This is a genomic window from Brevibacillus borstelensis (assembly GCF_003710865.1).
Lineage (GTDB): Bacteria > Bacillota > Bacilli > Brevibacillales > Brevibacillaceae > Brevibacillus > Brevibacillus borstelensis.
The window spans coordinates 170,322-193,298 of sequence record NZ_RHHO01000031.1; the positions used below are offsets into that span (position 1 = coordinate 170,322).

Below are 22,977 nucleotides of genomic sequence, written 5' to 3' on the forward strand. Positions count from 1 at the left end.
CATTGGATGTCATCTTCCTCGCCTTTTCTTTAAGAAAGACGAAATAGCATGCAATCGCCCCAACTTCGATAAAAAGCCCCGTATCAGGTCCGTTTGTACTGCAAGGCCACAGATATGCCTTCGTACGTTACGGACACCCATACGGGGTCTTCAATCGCGCAAAGCCTTCCGGTCGGCACGCCATCAAATACCATACATTTCCCGGTAACGGTTTAGCGGAATCCTCGCAATGCTCAACATAAAAGTTGCGCCAAACAGCGGAAGGCTTGCGGTCATTACCTTTTGTAATATCGCAATTATGAGATCTTCGCCTCAATCCGCAGCTTGTCCGCCACCATGGCGATAAATTCACTATTCGTCGGCTTCGCCTTGGTGTTGGAAATCGTGTAGCCGAACAGGCTGGAGATGGAGTCCAGATTTCCGCGGGACCAGGCCACCTCGATCGCGTGACGGATGGCACGCTCTACACGGCTTGCAGTCGTATTAAACTTCTTGGCGATATCAGGGTACAGCACTTTCGTAATGGACCCCAGCAATTCCACGTCGTTGTACACCATCGTGATCGCTTCCCGCAGATACAGATATCCTTTAATATGCGCTGGAACCCCGATCTCGTGGATAATGCTGGTGATGCTGGCGTCAAGATTGCGCCCTCTGATCTGCAATGGGTTTTGCGACTTGACAGCGGTCACAAAAGAGCTTGAAGGCTTGCTATTCGTCATCTGACGGATTCGCTGTGCCAAGACCTCCATGTCAAAAGGCTTCAGGATGTAATAGGCGGCCCCCAATTCGACTGCCTTTTTGGTGATTTCCTCTTGCCCGAATGCCGTCAGCATAATAATTTTTGGTTGAGGAGTGAGTCTCATGGCTTGGATTTGTTCCAATACGGCCAATCCATCCAGATGAGGCATGATAATATCCAAAATAAGGACATCCGGAATGCGTTCTTGGAGCAGGCGAATGACATCATTTCCGTTATACGCCACACCGATCACGTTCATATCATGCTGGCTGCTTATGTACTCTTCCAGCAGGTTCACAAATTCCCGATTGTCATCCGCCAACAACACTTCAATCTTGCTCAAGGTCGTTCCTCCTTACAATCAACGGTCTGTTTGGGAAAAAAGGTGGAAGTATTCTCAGAAGTAATGAATCCCTCAACATATGCCCATACCATCTTTTCACTCCAAAAATAATTCGACAATGCCAGTGGCATTCCTGCCAATGACGAAAGATTGAATGATTTTTCCGATATTTCGACAATGATTTCCACGTTTTGCTCAAAAAGTGAAAGGTCGGCTCACCTTTTGGCGAGACGACCTCGTCTTTGCTTACGCTGCACTTCCGGACGGTTTGGATTGCTGTCCCGGACGAACCTGCAATCCTGCATCCTGCAGCATCCATTCGATATAGCAACCATAGCCGGAGGTCGGGTCATTCACAAATACATGGGTAACCGCACCGACCATCTTTCCATCCTGGATAATCGGGCTTCCGCTCATTCCCTGCACGATCCCACCGGTTTTTTCGAGCAATCGCTTATCTGTCACCTTGATGATCATGCCTTTCGTGGCAGGGAAATGCTGCTTCACGACATTCACGATCTCAATGGAGTACTCTTCTACCTTTTGACCTTCTACCACGGTAAGGATTTTGGCTGGTCCCTCTTTTACCTGTTCGGCCAGAGCGATGGGAATGGGCTCGGGATAAAAGCTTCTTTTTGGCTCCTCGTTCATTTTCCCGAATATGCCAAACGGCGAATTTTTCGTAATGTTGCCCAACACTTCGCTTTCATTGTAAAAACGGGCAAACTTTTCTCCCGGATTCCCGCTCTGCCCTTTTTCAATCGAGGTCACACTCGCCCGTACGATTTGACCGTCGCCGACAACGATGGCCTGTCCAGTGTCCACGTCGGAGATGACATGGCCCAATGCTCCGTAAGCTTTCGAATTCGGCTCGTAAAAAGTAAGCGTACCGACACCTGCAGCCGAATCACGAATGTATAAACCCATCCGGTACTCCTCATCCTTCTTGTCTTTAGCAGGCCTCAGCGTCACATTTACTTTCTCTTTGCCCCGGACGATGAGGAGCTGCAAAGGTGTCTGCTTTTCGCCGGCTTCACTTACCAGCTTTTTGACATCGTTCATGTCATTGATGTACAAGTCATTCATTTTAATGATACTGTCCCCGACATGTACACCCGCTTGTTCCCCTGGTGAGACTTTTTCTTTTCCTGTGTCAACCAGATGATGACCAACGACAAGAACGCCAGCAGTCTGCAATTTGACGCCGATAGACTGACCGCCCGGAATCACCCGCAAATCAGGCAGCACATTTACCTTGACCGCTTTCAGCGGGATGTTGCGCCACTTTACCTGCAAATTGGCTTCTCCCGCCCTCTTCGGTTCTACCGAAACTGGCTGACTCAGATCCACAGAAACTTCCCGGGCTTCCGTTCCATTGACATGCAGAATTTCCGGGTTGCTGTTGACCAACGTACCCATGACGGGCATAGAGACGCGCAGTTGCTTCAAGGAGCCTTCCATCAGGCGTAATTCATGGGGAAAAGAAGACAGGTCGTGGAACGGGGTGGAACTCACGACAAGCGCCGTGATAAGGAGAAGGAGACTTCCCATCCATTTTCTTCTGTTGTGACGGATCACCAGCAATCACTCCTACCGTTCCCTACCTACACCTACAGATAACACCTCCACCTTGTGTAGTTATACTATTGCCTGCGCGGCAATGGATTATGTCAGGAAAATCTAACACCAGTCGCAAGAATACAGCACTGAAAACCTCGGTGGACAGGGAGCTGTCAATGGGTGTATCAATTGCTATTTGCTGCGTAAACCTTACCTGAAACGCTCCGCATTCGGTACAACAGCAAACAAAAAAGCTGCCCGGTTACTTGGCAGCTTTTCGTTGTCGCCCGAGCGTGATCATCTCGCGCGCGTGCTCTTCTGTTTTTGCTGTAACCTCGGCTCCGCTCAGCATGCGGGCCAGCTCGGTGACCCGCTCCTCCTCGCGTAAGCTGTGAACGAGCGTCATCGTTTCGTTCTCGCTCATCTCCTTTTGAATCAGGAAATGGGCATCCGCGAGAGAAGCTACCTGCGGAAGGTGTGTAATGCACAACACCTGACGCTGGAGCGCGACACGTGCAAGCTTTTCAGCAATGGCTTGGGCAGCCCTTCCGCTTACCCCTGTATCGACCTCGTCGAAAATCAAGGTCTGCACCTGGTCGGTACCGGCCAAAATCGTCTTGATCGCCAGCATGACCCGCGACAGCTCACCGCCGGAAGCGATTTTGGCCAAAGGGCGCAGCGGCTCTCCGGGATTGGGCGAAATTAAAAACTCGACGGTATCGATTCCGTTGGCATCGACGCGCCATTTGGCTCCCTCGATTTCCACCCCGTTTTCATCGGGAATTTGCCGGACATCGATGGCGAAGCGGGCGCGCTCCATATGTAATTCGCGAAGCTGCTGCTCAATTTCCTTGGCAAGCCGGTCTGCACAGCTGCGGCGGATCATGGACAGCTCCAGTGCCTCGACGGCGAGATCGGCAGCCAGCTCAACCAGCCGTTTTTCCAGTTGCTGCAGACGGTCATCGTAATGATGCATTTCGTCCAATTCATCCTGAATCGTTGCCGCATATTCCAGAATATCGTCTACATTTTTCCCGTATTTTCTCTTCAGCGTCTGGATCAAATCCAGCCTTCTCTCTACTTCCTGAAGCTGCTCCGGTTCAAAATCGAGCCGGTCGGAGAGCTGTCTGAGCTGGTGCACTGCATCTTCTACCTGATAGTATGCGCTTTGGACCGTCTCGAGTATCGGTCCCAACTGATCATCATAGGAGACAATTCGTTCCAGCTCGCTCATGGCATGTCCAAGCCACTCGCTTCCGCGCTGGTCGCCGTGCAGGGCCCGGTAGGCGTCCTGGATGCCTGCAAATACCTTCTCAATGTTCATCCATTTCTTTCTCTGCTGAAGCAGCTTTTCGTCCTCTCCGGGCGCCAGGGATGCTGCCTCGATTTCGTTTAACTGGTATTGCAGCAGATCGATCCGCTGAACGAGCTCCCGTTCGTTTTTGGACATCCGTTCCAGATCCTGTCTCGTCTTTGAATAGAGGCCAAACAACTGTGCATACTCCTGTTTGGCCGATCCCATTTCTTTTTCGCCGTAGGAATCGAGCCAGTGTATGTGCTTGTCCGCCTGCATCAGCATATGAGTGTCATGCTGTCCGTGGACGGTCACCAGCCAGGGGCCCAGCTCCCTGAGCATGGCAAGGGTGACAAGCTGTCCGTTGATGCGGATGATGCTTTTTCCCTGACTGGAAATATCGCGCCTGACGACAAGCGTGTTGTCCTGCTCTACCTGAACACCGAAGCTCTCGCAAACCGAAAAGGCCGGATGGCCGCTGGGCAGCTCAAACAGACCCTCGACTTCTGCCCGCGTTTCCCCGTACCGGACAAAATCAGTCGAGGCCCGGCCTCCCAGCAGCAGGCCGAGCGCATCAATAATAATCGATTTTCCCGCACCGGTCTCCCCGGTCAAAATGTTTAAGCCTTTTTGAAAAGAAATGGTTACGGATTTGATGATCGCAAAATTGCGTATGGAAAGCTCCAGCAGCATACTGTTTCCCCACTCCTTACAGCATTTCCATGAGCCGCTTGGTCACTTCTTCAGAGTTTTCCTTGGAGCGGCAAATAATCAAAATGGTATTGTCGCCGCTGATGGTGCCCATGATTTCTTCCCAAGGCAAATTGTCGATCAGCTCCGCTACTGCATTGGCATGCCCGGACAGCGTCTTCAGCAGGATAAAGTGATCGGCGTGATCCATGCTGACAAACGAATCAACCAGCATGCGGCGCAGCTTCTGGATCGGATTGAACTTCTGCTCGACAGGGAGCGAGTATTTGTAGCGGCCATCCGGCAACGGAACCTTCACCAGATGAAGCTCCTTGATGTCTCGGGAGACTGTCGCCTGGGTCACGTTAAAACCCGCTTCGCGCAAACGGTCTACCAACTCATCCTGCGTCTCCACCTCGTTATTTCCGATAATTTCACGAATGCGAATATGCCTTTGTCCTTTATTCATGCGATTACTCCCATTCCCCTTGTAATTTGGTGCGAATTGTTTCAAAAAAGCCGCCTTTTTTCCATTTGACCAATGGGGTCACATATGGCGACTTGCGGATGAAAATCTGATCGCCACCCTCCAGCTTGTATCCGAATTGCCCATCTATAGACAAGCCCATTTCGTGATGAATGGCATCCACCTCAATCCGAATAACCTGATTGGGCGATAGCACCATCGGGCGGGCAGTCAAAGAATGCGGCGCTACAGGCGTCAGCAGCAGCATATCGACATTCGGCGCCACAATCGGACCGCCGGCAGATAGAGAATACGCTGTAGAGCCTGTCGGACTCGATACGATCACCCCATCGCCGCTGAAGGTTGCCACATACACATCGTCCAAATAAACCGCACATTGAATAATGCGGCAGAACGACCCTTTGGCAATCCCGATGTCATTCATCGCCGTATAGCGGGCAAGCGTGGATTTGTTTCGGACCAGCTCTGCCTCCAGCATGGAGCGTTCTTCAATGTAGTATTGTCCAGAAAGCAGATTGTCGACGGCGTGGGGCAAATGCTCCGGGTCGGCTTCCGAGAGAAACCCGAGCGTTCCCAGATTGATGCCCAAAATCGGCAAGGAGCGTCCTGCCAAGCGGCGCGCGATGCCAAGCAAGGTGCCGTCTCCGCCCAGGACACACAAAAGCTGAGCTTCAGAGCCGATCGCTTCCAGGCTTGTCCCGATATCCCCTCTGCCTACGTAAGAAGCCATCTGTTCATCCAGAAGGACTCTGGCTCCTTTTTCCTCCAGCAAATATACCAATTCTCTGGCCACAATGCGGGCCTCAGGTTTTCCTTTATTCGCTACGATACCAAACGTCTTCAACATGGCCCACCCCAAAACTTCGTCGGTTGGAAATCCTTATACAAGTATACAACTTTTCATGCATACAAAAAAAGCCTCGACTTCCCGCATCGAGGCTTTTTGTCCTACTTTCACTTCAATTCGCGGTGAGCGATAGCCACAGTCTCACTCACCTTTTTCAGCCATTCCTCCGAAGTGAAGCCTCCGCCTGCCTTTTTTGCGTGCAGCAAAAACTCGATGTTTCCTTCTCCTCCGGTAATGGGCGAGTAAGAAAGACCGTGCAACGAAAAGCCGATTTGCATCGCGGCTTGTCCAATGTCGATCAACACAGCCTCGTGAATGTCCGGGTCACGAACAATGCCGTTTTTCCCGACGTTTTCCTTGCCTGCCTCGAACTGTGGCTTTACGAGGGCAACGACGTCGCCGCCTTGTTCCAAAAAACGATACAAGACCGGCAATATCAGTTTCAACGAAATGAAGGACACATCAATGGAAGCGACTTCCGGCCGCTCATCTTCAAAGCTGTCGGGGTCCATGTGACGGAAATTCGTTCGTTCCATCACCACGACCCGCTCGTCCTTCCTCAGCGACCAGGCGAGCTGATTGTAGCCAACATCAATCGCATACACTTTTCTCGCGCCATTTTGCAGTGCGCAATCCGTAAATCCGCCTGTTGAGGAACCGATATCCATCATGACTTTGCCGTCTATGACGAGGTCGAATATGTTCAATGCTTTTTCCAGCTTTAATCCGCCGCGGCTCACATACGGGTGAACCTCGCCCTTTACCGTGATGGCAATATCCTCGGGAAATTTGGTGCCCGGCTTGTCGCACCGCTCCCCTTTCACCTGTACGAGACCGGCCATTACTGCCGCTTTTGCCTTTTCTCTGGTGTCATACAATCCGCGTTCTACCAGCAGAACGTCCAGCCGTTCCTTTTTCATGCCTCGACAACGCCTTTCGATACGGGCAAAAATGCGCGGACACAGGCGACGATTTGCTCAGCCGTCAATCCGACCTCCAGCCGTTGTTCTTTCACGCTGCCATGCTCGACGAAATAGTCGGGAACGCCTATTGTTTTGACTCGGATATGATGGTACCCCGCTTCAGCCAAAAACTCGCGGACAGCACTTCCAAAGCCGCCCATCTCGGAGCCTTCCTCAACTGTAATGAGGTCATAGCCTTCCCGTGCCAGCCTGGTCAGCAGCTCCGCATCGAGCGGCTTGCAGAAGCGGGCATTTACCAGCATCGGATGGATCCCTTCGCGGCTGAGCTGTTCCACCGCGTGTTCCGCGATTTCGAAAATATGACCAAATGACAGGATCGCGACGTCTCTTCCTTCGCGGACGATTTCAGCCTTTCCGATCGGAAGCGGCTTCATCTCGTCATCGATCTTTACGCCTCGGACGCTTAGGCGGGGATAGCGGAAGGATATCGGACCGTCCTCGTACGCGACCGCCGTTTTCATCATATGGCGCAGCTCGTTTTCATCCTTCGGCGCCATGATGATCATATTCGGGATGGCCCTCATAAATGCGATGTCATACACGCCCTGATGCGTCTCCCCGTCAGCACCGACCAGGCCTGCCCGGTCAACGGCAAAGATCACGTTCAGCTTTTGCCGGGCCACGTCGTGAATCAACTGGTCGTAGGCCCGCTGCAGGAATGTCGAGTAAACCGCGAAGACAGGCTTCAAGCCTTGTGTTGCCAAGCCTGCGGCAAACGTGCATGCGTGCTGCTCTGCAATCCCTACGTCAAACAGCCGATCCGGGAAGCGCTCGCCAAACGGGATCAGACCGGAGCCCGCGGGCATAGCCGGTGTTACCGCCACGATCCGCTCGTCCTCTTCGGCCAGACTGATCATCGTGTCCGCGAACACCTTCGTATACATAGGTGCCGATTTCGGGGTATCGCCAGACTCGATTTTGTACGTGCCGATACCGTGCCATTTGACCGAATCCGCTTCTGCAGGCGCGTAGCCTTTGCCTTTTTTGGTGATGGCATGGATCAGCACCGGCCCCTTCGTCTGTTTCGCCGTTTTCAGGGTGTCGAGCATGAGCTCCATGTTGTGTCCATCAATCGGACCGATATAGGTAAAGCCCAGTTCCTCAAACAAGATGCCGGAGACGAGCAAATACTTCATGCTGTCCTTGAATCGCTCCGCCATATGGGCAAGCCTTCCGCCTACCGCCGGAATCGATTTCAGCAAATGCTCAAGCTCTTCCTTTGCTCGTTTGTAATTGGTCGCGGAGCGCAATTTGCCCAAATAATTGTGCAGGGCACCCACGTTTGGCGCGATGGACATTTCATTGTCGTTGAGCACAACGATGACATTTTTGCCTTCATGGCCGATGTGGTTCATCGCTTCCAGCGCCATACCGCCAGTCAAGGCACCGTCGCCGATGATCGCCACGACGTGGTTCTTTTCCTTTTTCAAATCGCGTGCGGTTGCCATTCCCATAGCGGCGGACAGGGACGTACTGCTGTGCCCTGTTTCCCAGACGTCATGCGGGCTTTCGCACATTTTCGGAAAGCCGCACAATCCTTTATACTGGCGAAGCGTCGGAAACATTTCGCGCCGGCCCGTCAAAATTTTATGTACATAGGCTTGATGTCCTACGTCCCAAATCAACTTATCTACCGGGCTGTTAAATACATAGTGTAGGGCGAGCGTCAATTCCACTACACCAAGATTAGGTGCCAGATGGCCGCCCGTTTTGGACAAGTTTTCCACAAGGAACTGTCGGATCTCGTCTGCCAGTGCGTATAGCTCAGGCAATGAGCATTTCTTCAGATCTTGAGGATTGTTGATGCTAGTTAGCAGCATTACTATTCCTCACTTTCACTCATTCTTGGGTCATTGGGTATGCTGCAATCCGAATCACTTTCGGACAACCTTGGTTCATTTAGCTTGCTTCATTATAACGGTTTCTTCATAAAAACTCCACTTTCATCTGTTTTCAAGAGAAATCGCGTCCAGCTTCTGGTAAAATAAAATCAATCCATCAAACCTTTTATGGGAGGGTTTCGTCCATGAGCACAGCAGTACCTTTTTCACAAATCAACTATGAACGCATCCCGCTGGCAGCGATCGAAGCCCGATTTGAAGAGCAGCTTGCTGCCTTCCAGCGGGCGTCCACCTGGCAGGAGCAAGACGAGGCGATGCTCCGCATCCAGGAGATCCGTCTGGAGGTAGAGTCTGCACGTGAAATTTCTCACATCAGACACACGATCGACACAACCGATTCGTTTTACAAGGACGAACAGGATTATTGGGATGAAGCAGGACCACAGTATCAAGGATTGGTGACAAAGTATTATGAGGCGATTGTCCAGTCCCGTTTCCGCAAGGAGCTGGAGGCCAAATGGGGAGCGCAGCTCTTCCGCATCGCCAAAACCAAGATTCGCACCTTTTCTCCCGAGGTCGTTCTCGACTTGCAGGAGGAAAACCGGCTAAGCAGCCAATACATGGCTTTGATCGCTTCGGCCCGCATTCAGTTCGAGGGCGAAGAGCGGACACTGCCGCAATTGATCCCGTTCCAGACATCTACCGACCGGCAGATGAGAAAGAGAGCGCACGAGGCTCGCTACAGCTTTTTCCGCGAGCATGGCGAAGAGCTTGATCGCATCTATGACGAGCTTGTGAAGGTGCGTACCCGAATCGCCCGCAAGCTCGGCTATCAAAGCTTTACAGAGCTGGCCTATGCCCGTCTAAATCGGACGGATTACAATGCAGAAATGGTGGCCGTCTTCCGCAAACAGGTGCTGGAGCATATCGTTCCTGTCGCCAGCAGCTTGTATGAAAGACAGCGTGAAAGAATTGGCGTGGAGACTTTGCGCTACTATGACAAGCCGTTCCAGTTCGCTACCGGAAATCCTACGCCCAAGGGCTCTCCCGAATGGATCGTGGAAAACGGCAAGCGAATGTACAATGAGCTTTCCAAGGAAACCGGGGAGTTCTACTCTTTCATGCTTGAGAACGATTGCATGGATCTGTTGAGCAAGAAGGGCAAAGCGACAGGCGGTTATTGCACGTACATCAGCCAATACCGACTCCCTTATATCTTTGCCAATTTCAACGGCACTTCCGGCGACATCGATGTCTTGACACACGAGGCCGGACACGCTTTTCAGGTTTACATGAGCAGGGACTTCGCCGTTCCGGAGTACCATTTCCCTACCTATGAGGCTTGTGAAATTCACTCCATGAGCATGGAGTTTTTGACCTGGCCGTGGATGGAGCTGTTTTTTCAGGAAGATACGGAAAAGTACAAGTTTTCCCATCTCGCCGATGCGCTTCAGTTCATCCCTTACGGCGTAACGGTTGACGAATTCCAGCACGCCATCTATGAAAATCCGGATATGACTCCCGCGCAGCGGAAACAGACATGGCGCGAAATCGAGCGCAAGTATCTGCCTCATCTCAATTATGAAGACAATGATTTCCTCGAAAACGGAGGGTACTGGCAACAGCAGGGCCATATTTTCATGGACCCCTTCTATTACATCGATTATACGCTTGCGCAAATCTGCGCCTTCCAATTCTGGAAGCGGGCCCAGCATAATCCGGCAGAGGCGTGGGACGATTACCTTACCCTTTGCAAGGAGGGCGGCAGCAAGTCGTTTACCGAGCTGGTAAAAGTAGCGAAGCTGGATTCGCCGTTTGAGGACGGCTGTGTGTCTTCCGTGATCGGGGATATCAAAAAATGGTTGGACGGCGTGGATGACAAGGCTTTGTAGGTGTAACAACCTTGTCAATCTAATGACGAAAAAAAGACGCGGAAGCAACTGCTCCGCGTCTTTTACTTTTTCCGTTCCATGACGTAATCAGCCAGTGGCATGAGGGCCGAGTGATCCATTCCAGCGCTTCTCAACACTTGCTTGGCTTCGGCGACAAGCTGCAGCAAACGCGCCTTTGATTCATCCATGCCGATCAGCGCCGGATAGGTAGCCTTTTGCCGATCCGCATCGCTTCCGACGGCTTTGCCGAGCTGAGAGGAATCCCCTTCTACATTCAAAATATCGTCCTGAATTTGGAAGGCCAGTCCGATGTTTCTTCCGTATTGGGTCAAAGCATCCATCTGCTTCTCTGTCGCTTCCGCCAAATAGCCTCCGCCCCGCAGCGCAGCAATCAGCAAATCGCCTGTCTTATGCTTGTGGATGTACTCCAGTTCCGCCAGACTCAGCTGTTTGCCTTCGCCCTCAATATCAGCCATCTGTCCGCCGACCATGCCGGTTGCTCCCGCCCGTTTTCCAAGCTCCGCAACCAGTCGTACAACCGTCTCCGCCTTTACATCGGGATCGTTCAGATACCGCTCGGCAATCAAACCGAAGGCGCGCGTCAGCAAGGCGTCGCCGGCCAGGATTGCTGTTGCTTCGCCGAACACTTTATGATTCGTCGGTTTGCCTCTCCTCAGGTCGTCATCATCCATCGCAGGCAAATCATCGTGAATGAGCGAATACGTATGTATCATTTCCAAAGCAGCCGCATAGGGGATGCCGCGCTCCACGGGCTTGTCCAGGGCTTCCAGAACGGCCAGAACCAGCATCGGGCGCAGGCGTTTTCCCCCTGCCATCAGCGAATACGCCATGGATTCGTACAGTGTAGCCGGAACACCCTCCCGCTCCAACAGCGATGTCAGATGCTGCTCGATGAAGCTTGTCTTTTCTTCCAGATAGGATTGGAGGGATACGGCCATCAGATTTCACCCTCCACACGAAACGGCTTTTGCTTCAGCTGGCCGTCTTCTTCGATCAGTTGTGTGATTTTGGCTTCGATCGCATCCAGCTTTTGGCCGCAGATTCGGGAGAGCGTAACGCCTTCCTGATAAAGCTGGATCGCTTCCTCCAGAGGAATCTCTCCTTCCTCCAGCCGATTCACCACTTCTTCAAGCCGTTTCATCGCTTCTTCAAACTGAATGTCAGCCTCTTGGTCCGTCTTTTTCCGTGCCATCTCGCTTCTCCTCCCGGTAAATCTGTTCCACGCGTGCAGTAGCACTTCCATCCTTTAATCGTAACATGAGTTCTTCGCCTGGAGCAAATTGCTCAACCGATTTTACCAGTTGTCCGGAAGCGTACACGAGCGAAAATCCGCGCTGCATGACTTTCAGCGGGCTTAATGCATCCAGCTGCGCAACGGATGAAGCAAAAGACATCCTGCTCTTGACCAGACGCTGCTTCATCAACTCGTCAAGCCGGGCACGGCTCAGCCCAATCGCCTTTTTCTGTCGTTCGACCACATCTGTAAGCCGATACCGCCTGACCCGATCGGACAGCTGATTGTACCGATCCCTGCGTCCTTTCATCAGGTGTTTGACCGCTTGACCCAGCCGCAGGGAAACCTCATCGAGCCGTTGCTGCGCTTCTTCCACCCGTCTCTGTGGTCGCCGCATCGCATAGGATTGGGCAAGTCCCTCCAGACGCTTTCGCTCCGAGGCCAGCCGTCCATGCAGCGCTCGACTCATCCGGGTGTCCAGCTGCTTCACCCGCTCCAGCCATTCGAGGTAATGGGGAACAGCAAGCTCGGCTGCCGCTGTAGGCGTCGCAGCGCGAACATCTGCTACAAAATCGGCGATTGTGACATCGGTTTCATGCCCGACTGCGGAAATGACGGGAATCGAGGAAGCTGCAATGGCACGGGCGACCTGCTCCTCGTTAAACGCCCACAGCTCCTCGATCGACCCGCCTCCACGTCCGACGATGAGAACATCGATGTCTGGCTGACTGTTCATAATCCGAATCGCTGCAACGATGGAAGCAGGCGCTTCTGTCCCTTGGACGACAGCCGGGGACAAGACGATTTCCGCCTGTGGATAGCGGCGCCTGATCGTCGTGCAAATGTCGCGGATGGCCGCTCCGGTAGGCGACGTGACTACCCCGACTCTTCTCGGAAAGGCTGGCAGCGGACGTTTTCTCTCTGCGGCAAACAACCCTTCTCCCGCAAGCTTTGCTTTTAATTGCTCAAAGGCAAGATAAAGAGAACCGATTCCGTCCGGCTGCATTTCCTTGGCATAAAATTGATAAGCGCCGTCCCGTTCATAGGCAGAAATGGAACCGCGCACGATCACCTTGGTTCCATCCTTGGGCAGAAAGCGAAGAAAACGATTGTAGCCGGCGAACATGACCACCTTGACCCGCGACTGGCTGTCCTTTAAGGTAAAGTACATGTGACCGCTTGTATGATGAACAAAGTTGGAGATTTCACCGCGCACCCAAATGTCCTGCAAGCGGACATCCTGCTCCAACACCTGCTTAATGCAGCGGTTCAGGTCGCTGACTGAAAAAATTTGACGACTCGTCATGCGTACCTCCCGTTTTGGTAAGTTTCATCACGGACGCAAAAATCGCTCGCCTGAACCGTTTTTTCTGCATGCTTCGTGGTAGCTGTACCTGTAATCGTCTGCAGAAACTACCTGGCGAGATTTCTGGCCGCTTCAATTGTATTTTTCAGCAGCATTGTAATCGTCATCGGACCGACACCGCCCGGAACGGGTGTGAGGTAGCTCGCTACTTCCTTTACTTCATCAAAGCGGACATCTCCGACGAGCTTGCCGCTCTCAATGCGGTTTACCCCGACGTCAATCACCACTGCTCCCGGTTTCACGTCCTCTTTTCCGATCATGTGCGCCTTGCCGGCCGCGACGATCAAAATATCTGCCTGACGTGTGTAGGACGGCAAATCAACAGTCCGCGAGTGGCACATCGTCACCGTCGCATTTTCTCGCTGCAATAAATACGATACCGGTTTTCCGACGATGTTGCTGCGGCCGATGACGACTGCGTGTTTGCCTTCGATCGTCATGCCAGTGCGCTTGATCAGCTCGACTACACCGTTGGCTGTACAAGGCAGCAAAGAATCGTATCCGATCATCATGTTCCCGACATTGACCGGGTGGAACCCGTCGACGTCTTTTTCCGAACTTATCGCCTCGATGACTGCCTTTTCAGAGATATGAGCCGGAAGCGGCAACTGTACCAAAATGCCGTGAACGTTCGGATTTTCATTCAATTGATAGACGATCTCCAACAATTCCTTTTCGGTGATGGATGCGTCCTTATAAATGATTTCCGAGCGGATTCCCACTTCTTCACAACCGCGAGCTTTCCCTCTGACATAGGAATGCGAAGCGGGATCATCTCCCACAAGAACGACGGTCAATCCCGGCACGATTCCATTTTGCTTCAGTTCTGCAACTTCGCCAGCCAATTGTTCCCGAATATCTTTTGCAATTTCCTTGCCATACAAAATAGTTGCTGCCATGGCGAAGAACCCTCCTTCGTTTGGATCACTACGTTAAGTGTACCGATTCAAGGAGATGATGTAAAGCCGAATTTTATAAAGTTAACAATTGTTTAATGTTCGTGTTTTAGTTTTTTCCAGCCCAACATGGCCACTCCGTACGCATTGTCTCCAGAATAGACTGGATCGCAAAAGTACAAGCGCGCCTTGACGGCAGGATGTTCCAAACGCTTGGTCAACCGCTCTCTTATGTACTGATTTGCCGCTACACCGCCAACGATCAGAATTTCCCGAGGAAGACCCTCCTCTACGGCATGACGGAGCACTTTTTCCAGCGTGCTTGCTATACATTGCTCCGTCGCCCTGGCAATCTCTGCGGCCGGTACGCTTCCGCCCTCAATCGCCCGCAACAGTGCCGCTTCCGGTCCAGAGAAGCTGAATGATTTCCCCTGCACTGAGGAGGAGACGCGAAAATCTCCGGACGCCTGCAAGGCGAGCTTTTCCAACTGTGGTCCGGCCGGGAAAGACATCCCCAGCGCCACGCCGATCCGATCAACCAGTTGACCTGCGTGCAGATCCGTCGTTCCGCCCACTTTCTCGATCTGGTATCCGTCTTCCTTTCTTTCGCACAAGAGCAGTTCGCTCGTTCCCCCAGACAAATGAACCGCGAGAAACCGGTTTTCACGCGGCCGCTCTGCTGCGGTATACTCGCCCGCTGCGATATGCCCCTCCTGATGAGTCGTCAAAAAGGCGGGTACCTTCATGTAGGCTGACAGTGACTTCGCCAAGCCTTCCCCCACTTTAAACACCGGCATGTACGAGCCATCCACCGGACGCGGCTTTTCGCTTGCACAGACGGCAACGATATCGTATTCGGTCCATCTCATCTCATTGCTCAGCTCGGGGAGGTTCATCACATGCTGAAAGACGGCTTCTGATTGCTGCAGACCACGCTTGCCTTCTTTTACTCGAAGAAGTCGTTTCGCTTCTGCCACAATCCGGCCGTCTTCCGCTGCCAAGCACAACGATGTCCGGTAGTTGCTCGTATCAATTCCCAACAATACCTTTGTCATGCTGCTTCACCCATCTCTACGCGTTCGCAGTTTGGCGAGCTTTCAAATAACTGGACAAAACGCCGTTAATATACCGATAAGATTGTTCGTCGCTGAACAGTTTGGCAATCTCGATCGCCTCATTCAACGCCACTTTATCCGGAATGTCCTCTTCAAACATGATTTCAAAAAATGCAAGACGAAGGATGGCCCGGTCTACATTGGCGATTCGCTCCAGACGCCAGCCGCGAAGATATTTTTGGATCTCGGCATCGATCTCTTGCAGACGATCAAGTACGCCCTTTACCAGAAAATGAAGGTAAGAGGCGTCTTCTTCGCTATCTTCCATAACCAGTTCGAGGGCAGCTTCCATACTTACATCTGCCATGTCGATCTGAAACAAGCATTGAACTGCTTTTTCTCGTGCTGTCCTACGTTTCATCACGTTCACCTACTCATAAAATTGAGGTCCCTGCCCTGCTTAGCGAAACTTCCCAGGGAGGATACGATCAAGAATTTCGCGCAAATCCTCTTTGTGATCCAGTTTGCGTCCAATGTAATAACCGGTGGAGACAAAGACGACAAACACCAGTGTATCCCAAAAACCGACGAGAAGGTAGATGATGCCGAAAAAAAGTCCGGCGGCTACCCCCAGTAGTTTCCCCTTGTGTTCCCACAACAACTCCCATATCATGACTTTCACCTACTATTCCACTCGTTTGCGAGCCGCGTAATTCTCATGCTGGGCTACTTCCGTCACAACGACCGCCACCTCGGAGATGATGACGCCGGCAATACCCTCCACCTGCTCCTTGATATCGGTCTGCAGCTTCTGGGTCAGCTCCGGCAAGGGCGTCTCTCCGTCGACAGAGACGCGGACTGTGATCGTGTTTCCGCTTTCCAGCGCCCGTACGACAGTCTTTAAATCGCGGACCCCCTTCACTCTTCTGGCCGCCCTCTCGGCGATTGTCTGAATGGTTTGCAGGGTTATGTTTACTTCACCCAAGTCGCTGCGCTGGCGAATGCCCTTCTCCGTTTTCGGTTTCTTGGAGCGGCGGAAAGAACTGAAAAAGAACCGCAAGCTGACAATTAAAAAAATCACCGCCGTGATCAGATAGGCAGGCTGGAAACCGCCAAGCAGCTGCTCTAAATAGGGGCGTATGTATTCAGCTGGGATCAGTCCGCTCGAGGCTCCGATCACGCCGACAGAGAGGACGATCAGCGCAAAACTGTACAAAGTCAGGATAAAGCGGTCAAACAAATTCACAAGCATCTCTCCTTTGGTGCAAAGGTAACAAGGAGGCCGTTACTCTTAGATGAGGAAAAATGCCCCCTGAGGCATAGGGGGCATCCAAACTTGCTGATGAACTAGCGGACGCGCTGGAAATCTTCCACGGCAGCCGGCGCTTTTTCTTCGGGCTTCAGCTCTACGTCCACAATATGTACGTTTACTTCCACGACCGACAGACCCGTCATGCTTTCGATGGCGTTGCGCACACTATCTTGAATATTTCGAGCGACATCCGGGATACGGTGTCCATATTTTACGATAATCGATACATCAACTGCCGCTTCGCGCGAGCCTACCTCTACGCGTACGCCGCGAGCTATATTTTTACGGCCGAGCCGTTCGACAATCTCACCTACGAAACCACCGCTCATTTGTGCTACACCCTCTACCTCAGAGGCAGCCATACCGGCGATTACTTCCAGGACTTCGGGAGCGATCTGCACCTTACCAAGCTCTGTTCTTTCTAGATCCGGTGTAAACTCTTCCACGCTTCGCACCTCCCTATGGTTTTGTAACCCATTATAACAAGCAGCTTCCACTTTTACAAATCAAGCTTCGTCCAGATTCAGTTCATGAATCTCCAGGAATTTCGTGTCAAACTGACCGCTGGCGAACACTTCGTGGTCAAGCACCTTGAGATGGAACGGAATCGTCGTGTGCACACCCTCCACGACAAACTCGCCGAGCGCCCGCTTCATGCGTTCGATCGCTTCCGTGCGGTCTTTGCCCCAGACGATCAGCTTCGCGATCATCGAGTCGTAATAAGGCGGGATGACATAGCCGGTATAAGCGGCGCTGTCGACGCGCACACCGAATCCGCCCGGAGCGAGATACGTCGTGATTTTCCCAGGGGATGGCATGAAATTCTTGACCGGATTTTCCGCATTGATCCGGCATTCGATGGCCCAGCCATTCAGCTTGATGTCGTCCTGTGTAAACGACAGCGGCTGGCCTGCAGCTACCGTGAGCTGTTCTTTAATCAAATCAAACCCGGTTACAAGCTCTGTCACCGGATGTTCAACCTGAATGCGGGTGTTCATCTCCATAAAGTAGAACTTCCCGTGTTTGTCCAGAAGGAATTCAACCGTTCCTGCGCCGTGGTAATTTACCGCTTTGGCTGCAGCTACGGCCGCTTCCCCCATCTCTCTCCGCAGTTCCTCGCTCAGGGCGGGAGATGGCGCTTCCTCAATCAATTTTTGATGGCGTCGCTGAATGGAACAGTCGCGCTCACCCAAATACACGACATTGCCGTGCTTATCTGCCATGATCTGAATTTCGACGTGGCGCGGTCCTTCGACGAATTTTTCGAGATAAACGCCCGGGTTGCCAAAGGCAGTTTTCGCCTCGTTTTGCGCTTGACGGATCGCCTTTTCCAGATCCTCATCGTCTACAGCAACGCGCATCCCGCGGCCTCCGCCGCCGGCGGTTGCCTTTACCATCACCGGATAGCCGATTTCATTGGCCGTCTTGATCGCATCGGCGATATCCTCGACAAGGCCATCTGTTCCCGGAACAGTCGGTACACCGGCTGATTTCATCGTATCCTTGGCGGTGGATTTATCGCCCATCTTGACGATGGCCTCCGGGTCAGGCCCGATAAATGTGATGTTGCAAGCGGCACAAATCTCGGCAAAGTCGGCGTTCTCTGCCAAAAACCCGTAGCCGGGATGGATGGCGTCTGCCCCAACCTTGGTGGCTACACTCATGATGCTCGCAATGTTGAGGTAGCTTTCTTTCGATGCTGTGGGTCCAATGCAGTAAGCTTCGTCAGCCAATTTTACGTGCAGCGCTTCGCGATCTGCTTCGGAGTACACAGCTACCGTACGAATGCCCAACTCGCGGCAGGCGCGAATGACACGGACAGCAATTTCGCCCCGGTTGGCAATCAATACTTTTTGAAACATTACGCTCTCCTCCAACCTATTCTGGCTTCACCAAAAACAGCGGCTGGCCGTATTCCACCAGCTGACCATCCTCAACCAGCACTTTCACGATCTCCCCGGATACTTCTGCCTCGATCTCGTTGAACAGCTTCATCGCTTCCACGATGCAAACAACCTTGTTCGGGGTCACCTTGTCGCCTGCTTGGACGTAGGCAGGCTTGCCCGGCTCAGGGGAACGGTAGAATGTTCCCACCATCGGGGACACGATTTTGTGCAGGTTCGACTCATCTACGGCTGCTGCTGCCGGCTTCGGAGCCTCAACCGGCGCCGCAGGAGCTTCTGCCACTGCCGGTGCAGCTGCTACGGGAGCCGTTGCTTGGGCGACCGGAGCCACTGGAGCCTGTACGACCGGTTGCGAAACGTAGACGGTTTCCCCGGCCGATTTTTTCATTGTTACCTTTGCTCCATCGATTTCAAGCTCGAATTCGTTAATGGACGACTGATCAATCAACTTGATAATTTCACGGATTTCATGAATTTTGAACACAGGTAAGCACTCCTTCATTTCGAAAGATAACCAGGGAGTATGGTATGTATCGAGGTCTAACAATCATGGTAGCTTGTCACCACCCCAACGTCAAGAAAGGATTTCCCCTCATTTCCAGCGAAAAACGAGGAGAAACCCTTACCAGCATGCCCGTTTTCAATGATCCTTAGTACCTCGTCAGGAAGCTTTGAATTGTACGGTGATATTGGTTGCCGGGACGTTCAGATGCTGTTTTACATTGGAGATGATGTCCACCACTTCATCTGCGCCCAGTTTGTCTTTTTGCACGATTACTGTCACCTTGTCATTTTGCGTGAACACGACAGCGTCTTTGTAGCCGCTTGTTTTCAGCATTTCTTCTACGGCCATTGTGGCGCTCTCCATCGTAGAGAGCTCTTCGTACTTCGCTTTCGCCTCTGCTACTGCCTGCGGGGTCGCATCCGGGCTGCCCATGATGCTCATCTGCTCGTCTTTTTGCTGCTGGAGTTGGGCTTCCCGCTTCATTTTGTACCCGGTGAAAATTTCGCTCGGGGTATCAGCCAGCGTCGCCGTTTCCTTGGTATCTGTCTGCTGCTCCTTGTTGGCATTTGCCGTATCTGCTGCCGCAGGTTCCGTTTTTGGCTTGCCCTCGACAGGAGCTGCGTCAGTGGCTGGCGTCTCTGTCTGTTTGCTCTCAACCACGACACCAGAAAGCGAGTCCTGCTCAGGCTGCAGCTGCTGCAACTGTTGCTGCCCCAGCGTCGACACTTGACTGTCCGGCCCTTTGACCAAATAGTAGCCCGAGAGGACCACCATCACGGCCAGCATTGTCAACAACCATACCGTTTGCTTGCGAAGCATCATTTGTCATTACCTCCTAACCTTTTTTAGGCAATATCGAAATTTTGTAGGCAGGCACATCCAATACTTTTTGAACCGCTTCGGTGATCCACGCTTTGACTTGTATGTTGTCGGCGCCTTTTGCCACCACCAAAACCCCTCTTACCTTTGGCTTTAGCGTTTTGAGGATAACGGGCTGATCCTGTTTGCCTCCCTGGACCACGACCACTTGTTCATCGCGGGATTGGTCATTTTGATTCCGCGTGGCTCGCTCCTTGTCCGTTTCCTGATTGGTAGAGGAACGGGTATTGGTGTTTTTCCCGACGACCAGCTCCGGCGTCGAATCCAGATTGACCATGACTTCAACCTCTCCCACACCAACTACGCTGGCCAATATTTCCTTCAGCTGCGTTTGATACATGTTTTCGTATTCTGCGATGATGTCGGGCGGATTGGCTCCTCCGAGCACCGGCGCCGACTGTTCGGTTCCAGGCGGTCCGGTCGGTTCATTGCCTCCAATCCCGAAACCCATCGGCTGATCGCGTTCAACATTCAGGAAATCGGTCAAAATCATGATGGCCATCCCGATTCCCAATATGACGATAAAATAGTGGATCGGCTTCAGCTTCTTTTTATCTGAATCTGCGGCCAACCATTGCTTCAGCTTCCCAAACACCCCTGCTCACCTCACCTTGAACGACTGCATGTCACCGCTTCTCAATCTTGTCCTGATCCCTGGTAACGACTACCATATCCTCGCTTAAGCCCCATTGCGCTGCCAGATCACTGGCAATCCGTTTGGACAGGGCATCCTTCTGCTGTGCAGCAGCCGGCAGCTCCCTTTCTTCTTGCCCCTGGCTTTGACTGTTTACCTCGATGCGTATCGGTTCGATCGGTTCGACCGGCTTGATCGCGCTTGCTGTTTCCCCGCTGCTCCCTTCTGGGGCGATCGCTACCTCGATGCGCTGCAATTTTGCCTGGTCTGCATTCTTGTTGTCCAACAGAACCTTGACTGCCGTTACCTCCACTCCGTGATCCTCCTTGAGCTTCGTTCGAATGGATGCCTCCACCTGACTTTGCACGTAGGCGTCTATTTGCTTTTCCTGCTTTCCGGCCAGCCTCTCGGCGATGCGCTTCCACTCGGTGTCGGAGGGCCGGTTCATCTGCTCCTGGTAGCGGTCCAGCTTAAGCGCCAGATCATCCTGAGAGAGCTGAAACAGGGCGAACACAGGGGAGATGATCGTCATCAAAATAATCAGTCCCATCACCATTTTGACGTAGCGCTGCATGCTGGTATTGGGCAAAATGAGGTCGAGGAACGCAGCCAGGAGAACAAGTAAGATGATCTTTTTCAGCCAGAGCGTAAGCCATGTCATCTGCTTCACCTACCGAACCATCATGGAGATATTGCCCGCCGCAATGATAATGGTGATGGCCAAAAAGAACATCAGCCCTACCGTGGCCAAAGCCGCAAAGACAAAGATTAGATTTTTCCCGATCGCTCCGAGTGCCGCGATGATCGGACTATTGCCCAAAGGCTGCAGGACGGCGGAGGAAAGATTGTAGATCATGGCCAAAATCAGGATCTTGAGGGCCGGGAATGCGCACAGGAGGAGCAGAATCAGGACCCCTGCCAATCCAACTGCGTTCTTGACCAGAAGAGAAGCATTGAGCACTGTGTCTGCCGCATCTGAGAACATCCTGCCGACAATCGGGATGAAATTGCCGGTAATGTATTTGGCCGTCCTCAGGGTTACCCCGTCAGCTACTGCCGACGTAGCCCCCTGGATGGAGATGATCGCCAGAAATATGGTAAGAAAGGACCCGAGCGCTCCCATTGCAATATTGCGCAAGAGGGAAGCAAGCTGCGTGACCTGGTATCTTTCCGAAAAGAGGCTTGCGATCGACAGCATGGCGGACAGAAACAGGAGCGGAAATATGACGTAGGAAATGAGTATCCCGCTGGTATTGATGAGAAAGATGATGAGCGGGTGAAACATCGTCGCTGACGCCAAATTTCCTACAGAAGCGAGCAGAGCGATGACCAGAGGAATCATGGCCAGCATAAAGTCGGACATGTCGCTGATCGCTTCTTTGGCGTACGTGATGGCCACATGGAAGCTGTTAATGGCGAGCACCATCAGCACGAGATAGGCAATCGAATAGGCTACCGTCGTCACGGTGTTGCGTTCAAAGGCGTTTTGCATCGTCTCCAGAATCATGGCAAAAACCGTAATAATGATGATCGAGCTGAGCAGTTTGCCATTCATCAAAATTTCATGGAAAACAAATTTGCCGAAGCCCTTGAGAAACCCGGAGAGACTAAAGTCCCCCTGCTGCATCAACAACTGTAGAAAACCGGGAGCCTGCAGATCAGGAAGATACCCTTTGTAATCGCGCTGCAGCTCTGTCCAAAACCTTTCGACCCGGTCAACCTGCAAATCGTCTACCTGCTGCTTGATCAGGTAATCGACAGAAGGTGCTGGTGTCGTCACGGCAGCCGAGAGAGAGGTTGACGGCAGGAAGACAAACAGCAGAAACAAGAAGAGCGACCAGCCCGCACGAGTCACTTGCACCCCTCCCCCAACTACGCCGGCAACAGGTCTATGACCGTTTCGATAATGATCTGAATGATCGGAACGGCCATGATCAGAATCAACACTTTCCCAGCCAGCTCGATTTTGGAAGCGATGGCTCCCTGACCGGCGTCTCTGGTCATTTGTGCCCCGAATTCAGCGATATAGGCAATTCCGATGATTTTCAAGATGGTTTCCAAAAATACGAGATTGAGGTCAGCTTGTACCGCCAGACGCTCCAGAATCCTGATGACCTCCGCTATTTTACCGATCAGAAAGTAAAAGATGACAACGCCGCTCGCGATGGCCAGCAGGTAGGCGAACATCGGTTTTTGTTCCTTGATGACCAGCGCGAGAATCGTAGCCACCAATCCCAGTCCGACGATTTGTACGATCTCCATTCGCCTTCCCTCCTCAATTAAACAGGAAGACGCGTTTTACCTCGGAAAACAGGTCGCCGACATAGTGAGCTACCATGTACAGCACGATGATAAACCCCACCAGCGTCGCCCAGTGTGCGATGTCCTCCTTGCCAGCCTGCTTCAGAACCGTGTGCAGAATGGCTGTAATAAATCCCACCGCCCCGATCTGAAAAACAGGTGTCAAATCAAAATCCACAGTGAACACCTCG

General features: G+C 52.4%; 25 protein-coding genes. 1 reads left to right on the forward strand and 24 read right to left on the reverse strand.

Features of this window, described 5'->3' with window-relative positions:
* Window positions 1-296: 296 nt before the first annotated feature.
* From spo0A to dxs, 7 genes are all read right to left on the reverse strand, one after another.
* A complete protein-coding gene (gene spo0A, locus EDM54_RS15290; RefSeq protein WP_024984907.1) occupies window positions 297-1,085 on the reverse strand; it encodes a sporulation transcription factor Spo0A in 789 nt (262 codons plus the stop codon).
* A gap of 246 nt (window positions 1,086-1,331) precedes the next feature.
* Window positions 1,332-2,663, reverse strand: coding sequence for a SpoIVB peptidase (gene spoIVB / locus EDM54_RS15295; protein WP_003387243.1), 1,332 nt, complete (start codon window positions 2,661-2,663; stop codon window positions 1,332-1,334).
* A 244-nt stretch (window positions 2,664-2,907) separates the two neighbouring features.
* Window positions 2,908-4,632: a DNA repair protein RecN gene (gene recN / locus EDM54_RS15300; protein ID WP_003387245.1), complete on the reverse strand. Its 1,725-nt coding sequence runs from the start codon at window positions 4,630-4,632 to the stop codon at window positions 2,908-2,910.
* A gap of 16 nt (window positions 4,633-4,648) precedes the next feature.
* The gene (ahrC, locus tag EDM54_RS15305; protein ID WP_003387250.1) at window positions 4,649-5,098 is read right to left on the reverse strand and encodes a transcriptional regulator AhrC/ArgR; all 450 of its coding nucleotides are present in this window, start codon (window positions 5,096-5,098) and stop codon (window positions 4,649-4,651) included.
* A 4-nt stretch (window positions 5,099-5,102) separates the two neighbouring features.
* Window positions 5,103-5,960, reverse strand: coding sequence for an NAD(+)/NADH kinase (locus tag EDM54_RS15310; RefSeq protein WP_024984906.1), 858 nt, complete (start codon window positions 5,958-5,960; stop codon window positions 5,103-5,105).
* A gap of 110 nt (window positions 5,961-6,070) precedes the next feature.
* A complete protein-coding gene (locus tag EDM54_RS15315; protein WP_003387252.1) occupies window positions 6,071-6,883 on the reverse strand; it encodes a TlyA family RNA methyltransferase in 813 nt (270 codons plus the stop codon).
* Complete coding sequence (dxs, locus tag EDM54_RS15320; protein WP_122958421.1) at window positions 6,880-8,766, reverse strand: 1-deoxy-D-xylulose-5-phosphate synthase; 1,887 nt, start codon at window positions 8,764-8,766, stop codon at window positions 6,880-6,882. The genes EDM54_RS15315 and dxs overlap by 4 nt, the downstream gene beginning before the upstream one ends.
* Before the next feature lie 206 nt (window positions 8,767-8,972).
* On the opposite strand from dxs, the gene EDM54_RS15325 reads away from it, so the two are divergent.
* Window positions 8,973-10,679, forward strand: coding sequence for a M3 family oligoendopeptidase (locus tag EDM54_RS15325; protein ID WP_122958422.1), 1,707 nt, complete (start codon window positions 8,973-8,975; stop codon window positions 10,677-10,679).
* Window positions 10,680-10,741: 62 nt separating this feature from the next.
* Here the strand turns inward: EDM54_RS15325 and EDM54_RS15330 are convergent, their stop codons facing one another.
* The 17 genes from EDM54_RS15330 to spoIIIAC form a co-directional block, all read right to left on the reverse strand.
* Entirely contained in the window at window positions 10,742-11,638 is an 897-nt protein-coding gene (locus EDM54_RS15330; protein WP_003387255.1) for a polyprenyl synthetase family protein, read from the reverse strand.
* Window positions 11,638-11,892, reverse strand: a complete 255-nt coding sequence (locus EDM54_RS15335) for an exodeoxyribonuclease VII small subunit (protein ID WP_003387257.1) — start codon at window positions 11,890-11,892, stop codon at window positions 11,638-11,640. The genes EDM54_RS15330 and EDM54_RS15335 overlap by 1 nt, the downstream gene beginning before the upstream one ends.
* Window positions 11,861-13,240: an exodeoxyribonuclease VII large subunit gene (gene xseA, locus EDM54_RS15340; RefSeq protein ID WP_003387259.1), complete on the reverse strand. Its 1,380-nt coding sequence runs from the start codon at window positions 13,238-13,240 to the stop codon at window positions 11,861-11,863. Before xseA ends, EDM54_RS15335 begins: the two co-directional genes overlap by 32 nt.
* A gap of 107 nt (window positions 13,241-13,347) precedes the next feature.
* Window positions 13,348-14,199 (reverse strand): bifunctional methylenetetrahydrofolate dehydrogenase/methenyltetrahydrofolate cyclohydrolase FolD, encoded by an 852-nt coding sequence (gene folD, locus EDM54_RS15345; RefSeq protein WP_003387260.1) that lies wholly within the window; start codon window positions 14,197-14,199, stop codon window positions 13,348-13,350.
* A 92-nt stretch (window positions 14,200-14,291) separates the two neighbouring features.
* Entirely contained in the window at window positions 14,292-15,251 is a 960-nt protein-coding gene (locus EDM54_RS15350; RefSeq protein ID WP_122958423.1) for a tRNA (adenosine(37)-N6)-threonylcarbamoyltransferase complex transferase subunit TsaD, read from the reverse strand.
* A gap of 16 nt (window positions 15,252-15,267) precedes the next feature.
* Window positions 15,268-15,672, reverse strand: a complete 405-nt coding sequence (gene nusB / locus EDM54_RS15355) for a transcription antitermination factor NusB (RefSeq protein ID WP_003387262.1) — start codon at window positions 15,670-15,672, stop codon at window positions 15,268-15,270.
* Between the two features lie 39 nt (window positions 15,673-15,711).
* Complete coding sequence (locus EDM54_RS15360; protein WP_003387263.1) at window positions 15,712-15,924, reverse strand: DUF2273 domain-containing protein; 213 nt, start codon at window positions 15,922-15,924, stop codon at window positions 15,712-15,714.
* Window positions 15,925-15,936: 12 nt separating this feature from the next.
* Complete coding sequence (gene amaP / locus EDM54_RS15365; protein ID WP_003387264.1) at window positions 15,937-16,497, reverse strand: alkaline shock response membrane anchor protein AmaP; 561 nt, start codon at window positions 16,495-16,497, stop codon at window positions 15,937-15,939.
* 101 nt (window positions 16,498-16,598) lie between these two features.
* Window positions 16,599-17,009 carry an Asp23/Gls24 family envelope stress response protein gene (locus EDM54_RS15370; protein ID WP_003387265.1) on the reverse strand — a complete coding sequence of 137 codons (411 nt, stop codon included), beginning with the start codon at window positions 17,007-17,009 and terminating at the stop codon, window positions 16,599-16,601.
* Window positions 17,010-17,069: 60 nt separating this feature from the next.
* Entirely contained in the window at window positions 17,070-18,425 is a 1,356-nt protein-coding gene (gene accC / locus EDM54_RS15375) for an acetyl-CoA carboxylase biotin carboxylase subunit (protein WP_024984902.1), read from the reverse strand.
* A 16-nt stretch (window positions 18,426-18,441) separates the two neighbouring features.
* Entirely contained in the window at window positions 18,442-18,951 is a 510-nt protein-coding gene (accB, locus tag EDM54_RS15380) for an acetyl-CoA carboxylase biotin carboxyl carrier protein (protein WP_170208337.1), read from the reverse strand.
* 177 nt (window positions 18,952-19,128) lie between these two features.
* Window positions 19,129-19,794: a SpoIIIAH-like family protein gene (locus EDM54_RS15385; protein ID WP_003387268.1), complete on the reverse strand. Its 666-nt coding sequence runs from the start codon at window positions 19,792-19,794 to the stop codon at window positions 19,129-19,131.
* 13 nt (window positions 19,795-19,807) lie between these two features.
* Window positions 19,808-20,446 carry a stage III sporulation protein AG gene (gene spoIIIAG, locus EDM54_RS15390; protein WP_003387269.1) on the reverse strand — a complete coding sequence of 213 codons (639 nt, stop codon included), beginning with the start codon at window positions 20,444-20,446 and terminating at the stop codon, window positions 19,808-19,810.
* A 31-nt stretch (window positions 20,447-20,477) separates the two neighbouring features.
* Entirely contained in the window at window positions 20,478-21,146 is a 669-nt protein-coding gene (gene spoIIIAF, locus EDM54_RS15395) for a stage III sporulation protein AF (RefSeq protein ID WP_039070854.1), read from the reverse strand.
* Between the two features lie 9 nt (window positions 21,147-21,155).
* Entirely contained in the window at window positions 21,156-22,340 is a 1,185-nt protein-coding gene (spoIIIAE, locus tag EDM54_RS15400) for a stage III sporulation protein AE (RefSeq protein ID WP_003387272.1), read from the reverse strand.
* Window positions 22,341-22,357: 17 nt separating this feature from the next.
* On the reverse strand, window positions 22,358-22,747 hold the full coding sequence (spoIIIAD, locus tag EDM54_RS15405; RefSeq protein WP_003387273.1) for a stage III sporulation protein AD: 390 nt from the start codon (window positions 22,745-22,747) through the stop codon (window positions 22,358-22,360).
* A gap of 13 nt (window positions 22,748-22,760) precedes the next feature.
* Window positions 22,761-22,964, reverse strand: a complete 204-nt coding sequence (gene spoIIIAC, locus EDM54_RS15410) for a stage III sporulation protein AC (protein ID WP_003387274.1) — start codon at window positions 22,962-22,964, stop codon at window positions 22,761-22,763.
* Window positions 22,965-22,977: the final 13 nt, after the last annotated feature.

What these genes read in the sequence shown, in the direction of transcription:
- recN (WP_003387245.1), bottom strand. Translation starts at nt 4,632, where the DNA reads ATGCTGCTGGAGCTTTCCATACGCAATTTTGCGATCATCAAATCCGTA.
- ahrC (WP_003387250.1), bottom strand. Translation starts at nt 5,098, where the DNA reads ATGAATAAAGGACAAAGGCATATTCGCATTCGTGAAATTATCGGAAAT.
- EDM54_RS15315 (WP_003387252.1), bottom strand. Translation starts at nt 6,883, where the DNA reads ATGAAAAAGGAACGGCTGGACGTTCTGCTGGTAGAACGCGGATTGTAT.
- dxs (WP_122958421.1), bottom strand. Translation starts at nt 8,766, where the DNA reads ATGCTGCTAACTAGCATCAACAATCCTCAAGATCTGAAGAAATGCTCA.
- EDM54_RS15325 (WP_122958422.1), top strand. Translation starts at nt 8,973, where the DNA reads ATGAGCACAGCAGTACCTTTTTCACAAATCAACTATGAACGCATCCCG.
- EDM54_RS15330 (WP_003387255.1), bottom strand. Translation starts at nt 11,638, where the DNA reads ATGGCCGTATCCCTCCAATCCTATCTGGAAGAAAAGACAAGCTTCATC.
- EDM54_RS15335 (WP_003387257.1), bottom strand. Translation starts at nt 11,892, where the DNA reads ATGGCACGGAAAAAGACGGACCAAGAGGCTGACATTCAGTTTGAAGAA.
- xseA (WP_003387259.1), bottom strand. Translation starts at nt 13,240, where the DNA reads ATGACGAGTCGTCAAATTTTTTCAGTCAGCGACCTGAACCGCTGCATT.
- folD (WP_003387260.1), bottom strand. Translation starts at nt 14,199, where the DNA reads ATGGCAGCAACTATTTTGTATGGCAAGGAAATTGCAAAAGATATTCGG.
- EDM54_RS15350 (WP_122958423.1), bottom strand. Translation starts at nt 15,251, where the DNA reads ATGACAAAGGTATTGTTGGGAATTGATACGAGCAACTACCGGACATCG.
- nusB (WP_003387262.1), bottom strand. Translation starts at nt 15,672, where the DNA reads ATGAAACGTAGGACAGCACGAGAAAAAGCAGTTCAATGCTTGTTTCAG.
- EDM54_RS15360 (WP_003387263.1), bottom strand. Translation starts at nt 15,924, where the DNA reads ATGATATGGGAGTTGTTGTGGGAACACAAGGGGAAACTACTGGGGGTA.
- accC (WP_024984902.1), bottom strand. Translation starts at nt 18,425, where the DNA reads ATGTTTCAAAAAGTATTGATTGCCAACCGGGGCGAAATTGCTGTCCGT.
- EDM54_RS15385 (WP_003387268.1), bottom strand. Translation starts at nt 19,794, where the DNA reads ATGATGCTTCGCAAGCAAACGGTATGGTTGTTGACAATGCTGGCCGTG.
- spoIIIAF (WP_039070854.1), bottom strand. Translation starts at nt 21,146, where the DNA reads ATGACATGGCTTACGCTCTGGCTGAAAAAGATCATCTTACTTGTTCTC.
- spoIIIAD (WP_003387273.1), bottom strand. Translation starts at nt 22,747, where the DNA reads ATGGAGATCGTACAAATCGTCGGACTGGGATTGGTGGCTACGATTCTC.